At 38.9% G+C, this 16,196-nt stretch carries 7 protein-coding genes; all 7 read right to left on the reverse strand.

From position 1 onward, the window contains the following. Positions 1-13: 13 nt before the first annotated feature. A complete protein-coding gene (locus DFQ12_RS23340) occupies positions 14-3,109 on the reverse strand; it encodes a SusC/RagA family TonB-linked outer membrane protein (protein WP_120261467.1) in 3,096 nt (1,031 codons plus the stop codon). A gap of 24 nt (positions 3,110-3,133) precedes the next feature. Next, on the reverse strand, positions 3,134-4,300 hold the full coding sequence (locus tag DFQ12_RS23345; RefSeq protein ID WP_167457343.1) for an ROK family protein: 1,167 nt from the start codon (positions 4,298-4,300) through the stop codon (positions 3,134-3,136). A 198-nt stretch (positions 4,301-4,498) separates the two neighbouring features. Further along, positions 4,499-6,097, reverse strand: coding sequence for a SusD/RagB family nutrient-binding outer membrane lipoprotein (locus tag DFQ12_RS23350; protein WP_120261469.1), 1,599 nt, complete (start codon positions 6,095-6,097; stop codon positions 4,499-4,501). 12 nt (positions 6,098-6,109) lie between these two features. Beyond that, the gene (locus DFQ12_RS23355) at positions 6,110-9,481 is read right to left on the reverse strand and encodes a SusC/RagA family TonB-linked outer membrane protein (protein ID WP_120261470.1); all 3,372 of its coding nucleotides are present in this window, start codon (positions 9,479-9,481) and stop codon (positions 6,110-6,112) included. Between the two features lie 26 nt (positions 9,482-9,507). Next, a complete protein-coding gene (locus tag DFQ12_RS23360; protein WP_120261471.1) occupies positions 9,508-10,671 on the reverse strand; it encodes an ROK family transcriptional regulator in 1,164 nt (387 codons plus the stop codon). 155 nt (positions 10,672-10,826) lie between these two features. After that, a complete protein-coding gene (locus DFQ12_RS23365) occupies positions 10,827-12,581 on the reverse strand; it encodes a SusD/RagB family nutrient-binding outer membrane lipoprotein (RefSeq protein ID WP_120261472.1) in 1,755 nt (584 codons plus the stop codon). 18 nt (positions 12,582-12,599) lie between these two features. Then, on the reverse strand, positions 12,600-15,905 hold the full coding sequence (locus tag DFQ12_RS23370) for a SusC/RagA family TonB-linked outer membrane protein (protein ID WP_120261473.1): 3,306 nt from the start codon (positions 15,903-15,905) through the stop codon (positions 12,600-12,602). Positions 15,906-16,196 lie beyond the last annotated feature (291 nt).

Below are 16,196 nucleotides of genomic sequence, written 5' to 3' on the forward strand. Positions count from 1 at the left end.
TCGTTTTTATTGATTAGAAGCCTAAAGTGACATTAAGGAAGAATGATCTGGATGTTGGCGTAGAGAAGTTCTCAAAGCCTGTCGCATTCGAATTGATTGCAAATACAGATTCTGGATCTACACCATTTGCATAACTTTTAATCATCCAAAGATTATTTCCTGTCAAGCTAACTTTAGCGCGTTGTACAATGCTGTTGCCCAGTATGCTTTTTGGGAAATTATAGCTTAATGTCACATTTCTCAAACGGATATTGGTTGCGTCATACACATTTTGTTCTGTAATACCGTAGTTTCCTGAAGTGGAAGTCACTTGCGTCCAATATAATTGTTGCGTGGTTTGAATTGTATTTTTTGTGTAAGAGCCATTAGATGCGATCACGCCATCTACGACAAACGGATTGCGCTCGCCATTTGGAGCTGTGACTTCAGCATTACCATTTGCCTGTAGATTTAGATTTGTTCCGGAGAAGAATTCACCGCCAAATCTTCCGTCTACTTGGAAGCTCAACCCAAAGTTTTTGTAAGCAAAATTATTGTTCCAACCTACCAATGCTTTAGGGGCTTGGTTTCCGAGTTTGTGCAAGCCGCTTGCAGCCTGTGGCAGTCCACTGCCATTTAAGATCAATTGACCATTAAATTCACTATTCGGATCTTCAACTCTTAGAAATTTAGTGCCATAAATATCACCATATAATCCACCTTCAAGGGCACGGATAGAAACGTTGTCATAAGATCCTAATGGGTACATATCTACACCGTCAGCAAGACTGATGATCTTATTTCTGTTTCTTGAAAAGTTCAGGCTTGAATTCCAGGTTAATTGATCTTTATTGGTTAATATCCTTCCGTCCAATACAATTTCAAACCCTGAGTTCTGAATATTTCCAGCATTGATTTTTTCATATTCATAACCACTATAAGGGTTCATCGGAAGATCAATCAACTGGTTGGTTGCATTGGTTTTATACCAAGCAAAATCCAACCCCAATCTGTTGTTGAATAATCGGGTGTCGAAACCAAATTCGATGGTTTTGATTAGCTCGCTCAGGATGCTAGGGCTATATTTGGTATTCCCCATACCAGCGGTGGTATTACCATTTGGATCTTTTCCAATGTTGTAAACATTATACAATTGGAAAGATGGAAGATCGTTACCAACTTCAGCATAAGATCCTCTCAATTTCGCAAAAGATAACCAGCTAGGTAATGAACCCCCAGTTTTGTTAATCATATCCGAAATTACCCATGATCCACTTACGGAAGGGTAGAAGAAAGATCTGTTGTCCAATCCTAGCGCTGATGACCAGTCATTTCTTCCAGTCACATTAAAGAATAGGTAGTTGTCGTAATTGATTTCCGCGGTAGCGTATAGTGAGTTGATCTGTTTTTGCAGTAAACTCTGTTCGATCGTAGGAAAAGATTTACTGTTGTTGATGTAGAACAAGTTTGGAACCTGAAGTTCTCCTGTACTTGCATCTATCCCAGTAGATCTCGTTTTCATAATTTGTCCGAATACAGAAGCAGATCCACCCCATTTTCCAATCAAGTTATCTTTACGTGCATTTAAAGCTACAGTGAAGTTATTCTCAAAGAATGTATTTTTACCAACTCCATAACTACCACCTGTAATCAATGGGCTACCGCCGTAAGTTTTGTTTTCATAATTGGTTGTATACTGATCACGCCCAAATCTTGCTTCAGCATCCAACCAATCATTGAATTTGTACTTGATGTTTCCATTCATGATAAAACGGTCACGGATATCGTTATTCAAACGGTATTTTTCCAACCAGTACGGGTTCATTGTTTTATTTTCACTTGTTCCATACCAAGCCATATCCCCCACTGCATTCAATGGGTTTTTAAAATCCAGAATATTCATGGAACGAGGCATGGTAAACAAAGTGCTATAAACATTTGAATTGTTTTGGCCCGAAATAGGTCTATTTTTGGCATTCATATTCATGTACTGCACTTTGACATCAGTGGTCCAGCGTTTGTCAGGGCCAAATGATGAGGTAACTTTCGTCATCAAATTGATTCTCTCTAATGAAGAACCCGGGATCTTACTTTGATCATTTAGATAGGTTGCAGAAGAATAGATGTTGGTTTCACCCAGCTGTTGTTGAAAAGCAAGATTTTGTGTGTGATTAACACCTGTGTTAAAGTATGCACCAATATTGTCATATACTTTAGTTGCTTTATCGCCCCAGCTTGTCGTGCTTATTGGATTGTAAACACCATCTTTTCCTTGACCATAGCTGTTTTGAAGCTTTGGTGTCATGAATATAGTTTCAAGACCAATGGTGGAAGAATATGTGATACCAGCACCTTTTTGTGCTTTACCTGATTTGGTTGTGATGACGATGGCACCATTACCAGCTCTTGATCCATATAACGCTGATGCTGCACCGCCTTTAAGGACAGACATACTCTCGATATCGTCGGGGTTGATATCGCCCAATCCGCCACCCATATCGGTTGCTGGATTCCACATGTCATTGTTTTTATCACCATTTCCTTTCATACCGCCAAGGAAATTATTCATCGGCACACCGTCAACAATGATTAATGGCTGATTATCTCCTGTAAGTGAGTTGTTACCACGAAGCGTGATCTTAGTCGAAGATGCTGGACCTGCAGAACCTTTGATCACCTGAAGTCCAGAAACTTTACCAACTAAAGCATTCGCAACGTTGGTTTCTTTGGCATCTGTAAGTTGTTCGGATTTAACCTCTTGAAAAGAATAACCTAATGTTTTCTTTTCTCTTTTTATACCCATTGCTGTCACGACGACTTCTCCTAATGTCGAAGCATCTGCGGTCAATGTAACATTAATCGTTTTAGTCGAGCCAACAACGATTTCCTGAGTTTTGTATCCGACGATTGATAGACGGATTGTTTCTCCTGGAGCGGCATCGATATTGAATGATCCGCTGGCGTTCGTTTGTGTTGCCTTTGTAGTTCCTTTGACTGCTACAGTAACCCCTGAAACAGGTCCCTTGTCATCAGATACTTTACCCGTAATAGTTTGTTGTGCATAGAGGGCTGAAGCACTAAATATAGTGCATAATGCTAGGCCCGTTGCTTTTTTGTAAAATAGACTCATTTTTTAGGTAATTAAGTAAAGAGTTTAATTCGTTAAAATGCGATTGATATAATGTTCGACAACTAATGCAGCTGTCCCTTTTTGTTGTGCAGTTTTGTGTAGTCCGGAAATTTCTATTTCAGTCATTTTAGCTATTCTCGGAATACTAAATTCATTGATGGCATTCTGGATTTGCGGTCCTAATATATTTCCGATCTCGGCCCCTCGACCACTGATGATAACTTTATTCGGATTGAGGATGTGAAGCAGGGTAGAGATGCCTTTTCCGATCATAAAACCGATCTTTCCGATATTGTAAATAACCAATTGATCGCCTATTTTTGCAGCCTCAATGAGTGCGTTATTTTTGTTGCTCATGGTTTTGATGAGCGTACTGTAGATAGAGTATTCTCCTTGTTGGATGGCTATCTCCGTTTGCTCTATGGCAGATTTTAAAGATGCTTCTACTTCGAGGCAGCCCCTTTTTCCACAAGAACATAGACTGTTGGTGTTCGAAAGCGGGATATGACTAAACTCACCAGCGAAACCCGTAGCACCAGTAAAAATTTCACCATTAATGATAATCCCTAAACCTACTCCCCAATTCAGATTAATGACTAAGGTATGGGTACTGTCGACTCCACCACCAAATTCCTTTTCGGCCCAAGCGACACAACGAGAATCATTGTCGATTATCGTTGGAATATTTAATTCTTTTTCAATTAAATCCTTGAGATGATGGATCGGTTCATGATCAGCAAATGAATCATTGACACCGAGGGTCGTATTGACAAAACCAGGCATGCTAATTCCTATTCCTATAATTTTGGTCTTGTTTACATTGTGACTATTGATAAGCATCTTGAGCGCTTCAATAATCTTAGGGCCAGCAGCGGACTCGTTGAGGTCTATTAGAATGTCTACTTGCTCATATAGGATCTCCTGTCTCAGATTGCAGATATGGATGGATGTATAGAATTGATCAATGGATATGCTTACAATGAGTTGATCGACCTCATCATTTAATGCATATAATGCAGCTCTTCTGCCGCCAGTGGATGCGGCTAAACCCTTGTCTGCAATAATGTGCTGATCTAACAATTCATTAATTGCCTTTGTAACTATAGGGGTGCTTTTTGCGAGACTTTTGCAAAGTTCTGCAATACATAACTCCTTCAGATAATACAGATGTACAAGGATTTTCTCCTTCAATTCCATTACGTTATGTGGGGATGCGTTAGTGTTTTCCCATTTAGTGAGCGCTAAAGATATGTTATTTTTGTGTTAAGTGAAAATAACTTTTTGAATATTTTTAAAAAGTATTCTGTTTTATGTGCCTAATTTTATTTTGTATAAAAGAAAAAACGCCCCAAATTTGGGGGCGTTTAGAATGAATAGGTATCTATGGTTTTATTTTACATCCCACCAAACCCTTGTTTTTTGCCAGTCATTAATATCCATTTTTTTAGTGACAGCGTTTACATTGTCCAAGTTGTACTGGTATTCCTTTTCTGCATAATTTAATCTTTTTATTATGCCGAAGTCATTCTCATACAGATTGTCACTTAGAGTTGCTTTTGGCGTGGCATCCGTTTGTCTTAGAAGCGACCAGGCCTCATATGGTTGTCTAAAGTTGTCCAACCAACGTTGTGCATAAATTAATTTTAACGCATTCGTAGTGCTAGCCGAAGTTGAAAATGCAACTTTCGGATTGGCTAAGATGGTATTTAGTTGTGCCCCAGAAGGTAAAGAAGTGGGTTTATTCTCTTTCCAGACCACACTTTTCATTGCCATCGTCGTCCAAAAATTTATTGATGACTTGACGCCATTTTCATATTCTGTTTTAGCTGCAGCTAAGTTTGCAGAGGATCCAATCCCTTTTGCCGCTGCTTCTGCTTTTAGAAAGTAGACTTCTGCTGCAGTAATAATCAATTCCGGGATATTTTTATCACGGCCAAAATAATAATTAACGTTTGACAATAAATTGCCGGCACCCTTATCTGACCAGTCATCATCTCTTCTCCGGTTATAAGGTTCGCCACCATCGGACATGGCGACGTTTTGCGGCTTGGGCACCCATTCATTTTTAGCATTTGTTTCAAAAAAGATTTTGGCTCTTGGATCGAAGATTCCAGAACCATCTTTGTTGTTATTGTTGCTCAGCATTTCCCATGCGGTACTCCCCATGCGTAAATATATTCCGGCGTAGAATGACCATTCACGCCATTCGCCAGTAAAATTTTGGACAGCGGGTGTCAATCCTATATTTTCAATATTTTCTAGAAGTGGTAAGGCCAAAGCCTCTTGCACATGGGTGGCTGCAACTGTTCCATTTGCGTCACTCATGCGTAGTGCATAGCGTAAACGTAAAGAATTGCCAAATTTTTTCCATAAGGCAATATCACTATTCAGCAGCGATTCGGATGCACCGATGGAGATTTGATCAGAGGAGCTTGTTAGGCTTGCCACCGCAGTTTTTAAGTCATTCAATAAGCTTTCATAAATACTTTTTTGACTATCAAATGCTGCCCTGTAGTTATTTGGTCCTTGATCAGCTTTCCCCGCCTCTGTATAAGGGATGTCACCAAAGATGTCGGTCATCTTGAATGTCTTGTAGGCTCTTAGGATCGTCAGCATGGCCTGCAAATTTTGATATTTAGCCTTATCCGGAGATTCATTGATCAATTTTTCAGTCAATCGAATGGAAATAAGCGCCCGGTAGTAATTTTCCCATAGCTCGTTTGCTGCATTCTGTCTCGAATAAGCCGAATTCCCTACAGTAGTCGCCAATTGAGTGATTGGATAAATCCAAGTGTTGGAAGTCGCTTGTTCTTGAGCTCCAAGTTCCATGCTGGCCACAACCCCATTAAAGAGACTTTTTATGTCTGCTGTTTGCGCGTCTTTCCAGGGCGCATTCATTTCATCAAAATCTTTGGTACATGATGTTGCTATAGCTGTCCCCAAAAATAGTGAACTATATAAGAGTGTTTTTAGATATTTTCTTTTCATGATTTCCAATTTTTAAAATGATGCACTAATACTAAATCCGAAGGAACGGACACCCGGAAGGGCGCCAAATTCGATGCCTTGTGCATTACCAATACCATTGATCGCTTCAGGATTTAAATTCTCTGGTAAACTCGTGTAAATGTAAAATAGATCACGACCAATGAGCGATGCGGACATCCCTTGGAAGAATTTAGTTTTTTGAACCACAGATTTTGGAATTTGATAGGTTAATCTGACTTCGCGTAGTTTAGCCCAAGAATTTTCTAAAACAGCCAAACTTCTAGGCATTTTGATATCTGACCAAGCAGCATAAGATCCAGCATATTTCCACATATAGTGAACGACATCTTTATTTTCCGTTCCATCAGCAAATACACCGTCCAAAATTACACCATGATTTGCTTTTGATCCATCTGGATAGGTGTATGGCAAGCCTCCGCCATCGCGTTCCAATAGGGTCTGTGGTGAAAGACCATTACCCATGGCTGTGGAATAGCTCCCGCTCCAAATATCACCCCCCCATTTGAAATCAGCCAATGCATAGAGTGAAAAATCTTTATAGCGTAGATTGGTTCCCAGACCACCTGTTAATTTTGGATTAGCATTACCAATTGGTACCTGATCGCCAGTTACTTTATACCTCGTCCCAGTAGGATTTCCTTTTCCATCCAATACACGTTCTACAAGCCTTCTATCGCTGTTTTCATAGTATTCGAAGTCCGATCCATAGATTGTTCCAAAATTGTCACCTACTTTCACTTTCATCGTGACTCCATAACTCCCGAACATCTCATCTAAGTAATATTCGTTAATGCCTGGAGCCAATTTAACAAGCTTGTTCCTGTTATGCGCGCCATTTAATGTCAGATCCCACGAAAAATCCTGCGTTTTAATCGGTGTTCCCCGTAAAGTAAATTCAATACCCTGGTTTTGGAGTTCTCCTGAATTTGTTCGTACACCAGTAACGCCTGAAGAAGGAGCAACGTTTAGGTCGATAATTTGATCAGTGGAATTGACTTTGTAGTAAGTAAAGGTCAATCCCAGGCGGTTTTTCAAAAAGCTCAGATCTGTTCCGAGTTCATAGGAAGTTGAACGTTGTGGTTTCAGTAAATCTACAGGCAATAAATTATTTGAAATTTTGCGGATCGGTTGGCCATTAAATGTTCCGGTACCATAGATATATGAGGTCTGGTAAGGTTTTGTTCCAATCGCGCTTTTCGCAAATGCGGCTCTTAATTTTCCATAGTCGAACCAACTGGGTTTGCTTGCCCATTTTTCGGTAAAGACGTAGCTTAAGGAAGCTGCTGGATAATTATAGCTCCTTGTTTTGCTAGGCAAAGTTGAAGCCCAGTCATTTCTGAATGTTCCCTCAAAGAACAGGAAGTTATCATACGAGATATTGGCTATTCCAAACAAAGAATTTATTTGCTGTTCCATCCGTTCTTCGGTAGGTATAAAACCTGAAACCGAACCGTTTTTATTGATATTTGCTAAATAAAATAAGAATGGATCATTGAACGGACCGTCATTAAATCCTTGTATACCGCGATAATTGGATTTCCAGGAACTTGCTCCGAACGAAAAACTCCCACTAAATTTGGATCCATTTAAGTTCTCCTTATGCACAGTCGCTAAAAAATCAAGATTTCGGTCTGTTGTTTTATAAAGTTCGTGTCCATATTTCCCTTGTAAGCCTTCTTTGTCCGTTGGGTAGGATTTCTTGTCGAATTCGTCAGAAGAGAAATTTCCTGAGGCTCTCCCCATTAAAGTTAACCAGTCTGTTAATTCAGCATTTAACTTTACGGTTCCTAATAGCTGATCACGGTTCAGTTCAGTATTGTTCATGAAAATGTTCCAATATTGATTTCTTCCATATCCACCATAAGGATACCCCATATTGTAGACAGAGCCATCTAATAAATTTTTACTGCCATCGGGATTTCTGTAAATGTCTTTTTCAAGATTTTTATAATCCCGGGACATACCGTAGGTTGAAAATTTACCCCAGGAGTTATCACTATTACCGACATCTGGAGAATTAAGACGATAAAAGTTAATATAACTAGCCGAGACGTCTGCTGTTACTTTCTTCGATATTTTGACGTTAGTTCCTAGATTGAAGGTGTTATTGTTAAAGTTGCTATTGGGAATGATAGAGGTGTTGTTTTGGCGTGTGTAAGATAAACGTACACTTCCTAGTTCATTTGCACCACTAAATGCGACATTATGGGTTTGTGTATTCCCTGTACGGTAAAATGATTGAATATTGTCCGGTTGTGGTGAGTAGTTTCTCTTGGTGCCATCCCACCATAGGATTTCTTGACCCTTCATTTCGGCTCCCCATGAAGCACCTGTTCCGTACCAGCTAAAGTAGTCCCAGGTATTTTTCCCTCCCGGGACAGTACCGTGACTAAGCCATTTCTGGTCAGTAATATTTGTTCCGGACCAAGGGTCTGCACCTGGGTATCTTAATTGACCATTAGCGTCTACAGGTAAGGTTGGAATGGCCGAATATAGCGCGATCGCTCCGCCGTATCCGTATTTGTTTTGCATTTCTTGATAACGATAGGGGTCATTGGAACGAAATGAATAATTATAGTCAATTCCAAGTCCTTCTTTCAGTTTTCCTTTTTTTGTTGTTATTAAAACAACACCATTACCACCTCGTGCGCCGTACAATGCGGCCGCAGTTGGTCCTTTCAATACACTTACATCTTCAATATCATCCGCGTTGATAAAATTTAATATCGAACCCCAGTCCTGATAGGATCCACTTGCTTTGGTAATGTCATTTCCTTTACTTGTAATTTGATTGTTATCTATGGGCATACCATCAATGACATAGAGCGGTTGATTTGCTCCGGTTAATGAGGCTGCACCACGTATAACCACGCGTTGCGATCCCCCTTCAACACCATTAGACATGCTGATGTTCATTCCCGAAACTTTTCCCATTAGTCCAGTGGCAACAGTTGGTGCATTTGTTTGGGTAAGTTCACGACCACCAACTTTTTGTACTGAATAGCCCAGTGATTTGGCTTCACGTTTGATTCCTAATGCTGTAACGACAACTTCATCCAGGCTTGAATCATCGTTAGAGAGGGTTACATCGATAGTCTTTGTTGCATTGACTTGAATTTCCTGAGGTTTATATCCGACTATGGATATACGTAACGTTTCTCCTTGACTTGCTTGGATCGTAAAACTTCCGTTTTCATTGGTTTGGGTAGCTCGATTTGTTCCTTTTACAGAGACTGATACCCCAGCAATTGGTCCGTTTGCGTCCCTTACTGTACCCGTAATGGACTGCTGTGCATATAGCGATGTGACACTAAATATGGTGCACAACGCTAAACCTGCAGCTCGTTTTTGAAATAGACTCATAATGTAGGTGTTTGTATGAAAATAGTTTAGTTAATAATATTATCAATCAAGTGATCAGCAACCAATGCTGCAGTTCCCATTTGCTGCGCATCTTTGTGTAGTGACGAAATTTCTATTTTCGTCATTTTTGCTATCTTAGGAATACTGAATTCATTAATAGCAACTTGAATTTGGGGTGCTATGATGTCACCTACTTCTGCTCCACGGCCACTAATGATTATTTTGTTTGGATTGAGAATATGAAGTAATGTGGAAATACCTTTCCCTAACATATAGCCAATCTTCCCGAGGTTATTAATTGCAATTTGGTCGCCTAATTTTGCTGCTTCGATCAATGCATCTGCTTTGTTGGAATTTACTTTAACAAAGGTTGAATAAATTGAATATTCACCATTCTCAATATCGGATTCCGTGTTTTGTATTGCAGCGTTCAAAGATGCTTCAACCTCTAGGCAGCCTCTTTTCCCACAAGAACAGAGCGTATTTTTGTCAGATAGCGGGATATGGCTAAATTCGCCAGCAAAACCTGTTGCACCTTTAAAGATCTCACCATTTATAATGATTCCTAAACCAACACCCCAGTTTAAATTGATAACGAGTGTATGCGCGATGTCCACACCGTGGCCGAATTCTTTTTCTGCCCAAGCGATACAGCGGGAGTCATTGTCGATGACAGTTGTTATGTTTAGTTTTTCTTCAATTTGTTTGTAGAGGTGGTGAAGGGAGGAATTTTTAGGATAAGAATCGTTGATTTTTTCTTCGGGATTAACGAATCCTGGCATACTGATGCCTACGCCGATGATTTTCTTTTCTTCTATCTTACTTTCCTTGACAATATCTTCTAGCTTTTGGAGGATAATTTCGCCAGCATTCTGTTCTTTGAGATTAATAGGTACATCTTTTTGTTGGGCAATGATGTTATGGGCCAAATTGGAAATCGTGAAGGAACTATAATGTTGATCTATGGCGATACTGATGATAAGGTAGGGAAGTGTATTATTTAGACCATATTTGGAAGCGCGGCGTCCCCCGGTTGATTCGCCTAAACCGTTATCAAGAATAAGTCCTTGTTTAACCAACTCGTTAATGTTTTTTGTAACGATTGGAGTGCTTTTTGAAAGATTTTTTGAGATATCCGCAATTGATTGCGTCTCATTATAATATAATAATCTTAATATGTCGGCTTTCATCGGTATAATTGGCTTGTGAAAGAATCGGTTATAATTGTAATATAAAGATAAAGTATTTTGTGTATAAGTTCAAAATACTTTTTAAATATTTTTAAAAAGTAGAAAGCCTAGACTTGATTCTAGGCTTTCTGTGCGGGTAAATATTGAGCTAAGTGTTATTCGAAATTGGAATTGCTCCAATAAGGATTTACATTTCTTAGATTTTGCGGTACCCAAAAGATTGGATTTGTGAAATTGTCATCCGATTTGACTTTCGCATAATTATCTGGGTTGTTTTGTTGTTCTGCTGTAGGGTATCTTAATCTTTCAGGGAACGGTTTCATTACTTTTCCATTAAAAGTCATTGGTTCCAGTTTTGGATGTCTTGTTCTTCTGACTTCTGTCCATAATTCGTATGGGCACATGATGTTTAAATGGATATATTTTTGTTGCATAATAATTTCCAGTTTATCATCGGCATTGGTTTTAGCATTATATTTAGCTGCGATGAAGTCAGAATATTTTGTGACATCACTCGCGGCTGGTTTGGCTGGGTGTAATATCAGTTGACTTTTTTGGAAGTCACTTTCATCACTTCTATTATACCAAAAATTAGTAGAGTTAGAAATTGCATTTTTAATATGTGCATCAGCTGTACGACCGGTATTTCCTAAGTTTTTTAAAGTAATTTCGGCCAAGATCAAGTCTACTTCTGCTTGTGACATCATATAGACTGGGAACTTCTTGTTCATAGTAATGTTGGCAAAGTTATAAAGAGATTTTGAATTCTGGTTGAAATGGTCACTTATATTCCCGTTAGGTCCACCTGTGTAATATTTTTCTCCGCCATCATAAATTGGTTTTTGGGCATCTGCATTCATACTGACTCCACGATAGTCTCCGATGGATTCGGCAAAATTACTATGCTTAGTTGGAAAGGCAATTACAGGTAGTCTAGGGTCATCTACACCTTTTTCATACGCAGAAGTGCCATAGTTCATCCTTTTTATTATTATATTAGGGATGAATGTGCCTGCCCAACCTTCAAATAATCCTCTAACCCATTCTCCACCGTTTCTTGGATCTAAGTCATAAGGCATTTGCCAAACCATATCTGTTGTAGGTAGATTGTTCTTTGCTAACGTTTCATTAATGTGCGTCTTCGCCGTATTTTCGTCTACTCCGGATATCCTTAATGCATATTTTAGGCGCAAAGCATTGATGTACTGAAGCCATTTATTGATGTCGCCTCGAAATGCAATATCTTGATTTTTAAATGTTGAAACAGCAGCAGGGCTCATTTTGCCGTATGCAGCAGGAAGTTCATCTGAGATCTTTTTTAAATCTCCCAATACACTTAGATAGATTTCTTTTGGATCATCATATTTTGGAAAAAATAAACGATCCTTGCCACGAAAGGCTTCTGAATATGGTATCGAATTGTAAAAATCAACAGTTAATAGAGCTGCATAATCTTTAACAACTGTCACTAAATGATAGTATATGATATTATCGTCAAGCTCCTGCCCGGATACATTAGCTAGGTTGTCTTTGATCACAGCCCAAGCATTCGCGCGCTCATAAAACGCCTTCATTCTGTTCTGCCATAATTGGTTTTCACTTCCGAACCCGTTAACACCTGATAAGTCATCATAAAGACTAAACCAAGCATAGCGATCCGTTATATAGCGTTGTGAGACTTGTGTATAACCGGAAACACCCATGGCACCTGTTCCCGCTATATCCCACCACCATTCGCCGTAGTCTTGAACATAAAATTTCCATTGGTACAGTGTAGACGTAAATAATCCACTAAAAAGATTTCCTGTTTTGTCATATATTTCCGGATTGGTAAATTCCTTATCTAATGTCTTTTTACATCCAGTAAATAGGATAAAAACCGATGCAATTACTATTGATATTTTTTTCATGATTGAATGTCTAATTGGTTAAAAACTAACGTTAACACCGAAAGTGAATGTTCTGACGGATGGATAAAACGAATTTTCAATGTAGGATTGTGCACCAAGAGCCGCTTCAGCATCAATATTTGGTATACTTTTGTAAAGATATCCGAGGTTTCTAGCAGCAGCCGTCAAAGTCAGCTTTTGGAGTTTTAAATTATTAGCCCATTGTTGCGGAATGGTGTATGAAACCGAGATCTCTCGAAATTTGATATAGTCGTTTTTGAATAAACGATCTGGCGGCCAAGATGTGCCAAGGTCATTGATATAAGTTCCATAATAGGTGGGCGCGCTTACAATTTGGTTGTTTTTGACGTATGATCCATTTGATTCCATTACACCGTCCAAAATTATACCATCGTGATAAATTATCCCATCTTTGGAATCCGATGGAGCAGCTGCGTTATGTTGCGTTTGGATAAATTTGTTGTTTTTATCGATGTAATAAGCAACACCTCCATTTTCTTCGTCACGCCCTGGTAAGCTTTGCTTGATCACTCCTGTACCCATTAAATAATTATTGGTATAAGAAAATACAGATCCCCCGAATTTGTAATCCAATCCGAGGTGGAAATTGAACCCTTTGAAGAAGAAATCATTCATAAAACCGCCGAAAATATCGGGATTGACATTTTTTCCAATGTAGGAGACATCGTCAGATAATTGGTATAATCCATTTGGGCCAATAATCTTGTTTCCGCTATCATCTCTTTTATAGTCATAGGCTTTAATCTCGCCAATTCTTTTTCCTTCTTCAGCAAATACTTGGAAACCACTATTTCCAGTGATGTATTTTTGAGTGATTCCTGGGTATAATGCGATGACTTTTGAAAATTGGTTAGCAGCTGTAAATGTTAGATCCCATCTAAATTTTTCGTTCGCAATTGGAGCAGCTTTGATAAATATCTCGTGTCCCCAATTCCTTAAATTTCCGGTATTAATTTTGGCAGACGAGTAGCCTGTAGAGGAAGATAAGGGCTGAGAAATAATCTGATCGTAGGTATTGTTGTTATAAAACGAATAATCAATTTCTAATCTACTGTTTTGGAACCACCTTGTATTAAATCCGATCTCTATTTCTCTTTTTCTAAACGGTTTTATCATTTCTAGGAAGAGACTGGATGGTGGAGTGACAGTAACTGGGCCATAAGAGTATGGTAACTGTCCCACACTAAAAACGTTATTTGCAAAATATCGATCTCCGGTAGCGGTCGATGGACCTCCACCGACATTTGCCCAGGCTACGCGAAGTTTACCATACTGTAGCTTGGGTATTTTAAAGTCGTTTGAAAAGTTCCATGTATAGGAAAGTCCAGGATAAAAATAGGAGTTATTAGGTGATTGTAAGGTAGAATTCCAGTCGTTTCGGGCCTGCAATTCCAAATAGTGACTTTCTTTATAAGATATTGTAGCCGATCCGAGCATGCTATATAAAACATCAGATCCTCTTCCATTTCCCATCACCTGACCTCGGGCTCCTGCAGTAGGCCAATTTGCAATATTGGCATTGTTTAATGAATACCAGTCTGGATACAATAAGCCCATATTCCCTGTGGAAGTAAACATATTGTTGTCGGTAATCTTTTGATATGCGCCACCTATAAATCCAAAAACATTCCAATCTTTGTTGAAACTATTTTCGTATTTCATGAGTCCTTGATAGTTTTGTACGGTTGTATTGCGTTTGGTCCATTTATATCCGCCTCCAATTCTATCTGGAACCATTCTGGTTATTTTATTTTCAGTAACAACATCTGTATTGGTGTAATCAATAGACGCTTGTCCAATAAATGAAACATGTGGACTAAATTGTAATGTCGTTTTGATTGAGCTGACTAAGTGGAATTTGGTGTCTTTATCTAGATTATCATTCTGTTCCCAAAGAATATTAGAGGTGGCATTAGGCCAAAAGCCCGGTGAACCGCCCGCTAAACCATAGGGCTCAAGATCTTTTCTGTATCCTTGTGCGTCATGATAAAATCCTTTAATCCAATTGTAATCATAGTCGCGATTTAGGCCTGTAGCCACCCATTGTTGAATATTGGGCCTTCTATTTTTTGTGTTGACGCTATACAAATTGTTCACAAATTCGAAACTGGCAAATTTCGATGGCATAAAATTCCCATTGAAACTAAATGTATTTTGCTTTTGTTTAAACCCAGGTAATATATCGTTGTAGGTATTGGTGGTGTAGGATGCACGGGCGCTACCAATCTCGCCTCCCCCTGAAACGGCTATATTAGTCCTGTTATTAATTCCTGTTTTGAAAAAATTGATAAAGTTGTCCGGATAGGCATGATACGTACTCATGGTGCTATCATAAAGCATAATGTCTGAGTTATCAAATTTAGGCCCGAAACTAAATCTACTCAGTGGTAACTTTCTAATTTTTTTACCATTAATATCTGCATACTGGATATCATTGGTAGATGCTCCAGATCCATAGTCATTTTGGAAGTCAATATAAGTAAATGGTTTGTCAATACTTATCTGCTGGTTCACTTGAATTCCTAGCCCGCGTGTTTTTCGTCCACTTTTTGTTGTTACTAAAACAACACCATTTAAAGCTTGGCTACCATAAAGCACGGTGGCTTTCGCCCCTTTTAGGATCTCGATTGACTCAATATCTTCAGAATTTAAGTCATTTATTCCCGATCCCATATCAAAAGAATTCAAAGGATCATATCCCCTTGATTCCATTGAAGTACTTTCGTCATAAAGCGGTACACCGTCTACAACAAATAGTGGTCGTGTATTAGTCCCAGATTCCAATCCTGCGGCTCCGCGAATACGAATATTGACGCCACCTGTTGGACCACCTGAACCTATATTGATGCCCACACCTGCGGCTTTTCCGTACATTGCTAGAAAAGGGTTCTGGGTTGCCCCTGCTTTTAGCAGGTCGTCGGAGGTAACGGTTGCTGTTGCATAACCTAACGATTTTTTATCTCTTTTGATGCCTAAAGCTGTTACAACAACTTCATCTAATGAAGATTCGTCGCTTTCCAATAAGATTTTAATTGCGCTCGCCGAACCGACAACGATTTCCTGAGGTTTGTAACCAATCATAGAAATTCGGATCGTTTGTCCTTTTTCAGCGTTGATTTTGAATGATCCGTGCTCATTGGTAAGTGTTTTGGCAATTGAGCCTTTAACGGATACAGTAGCACCAGGAAGGGGGCCTGTTTTGTCTGACACACTGCCAGAAACCGTTTGTTGCGCGTAAAGTGCTGTTGCGCTAAACAGTGTGCATAGGGCTAAGCCTGCACTTTTTTTGTAAAAGACACTCATTTTCTACTATTTAAGGTTAATTAAATTGTTTAGTACTATGTCAATCCTTGGGATCAGCTATAGTTTTTGGTTAAATGTTAATCTTAGGTACTCTAGTTAATAATCCGTATGATCTGGCTTATTGTTCCGGATCGTTATGTTTAAAAAACAAAATATGGTTAGTATAAATTTCGTTACATAAAATTAGGTATTTATTATTAAGTTCCAAATACTTTTTAAAAAAAAATAAAAAGAAATCCTGTTTGTGCCATTATTATTTTTTTTATGCATAAATATGAATTGGCTAATACC

The organism is Sphingobacterium detergens (assembly GCF_003610355.1).
In the GTDB taxonomy this organism is placed as follows: Bacteria; Bacteroidota; Bacteroidia; order Sphingobacteriales; family Sphingobacteriaceae; genus Sphingobacterium; species Sphingobacterium detergens.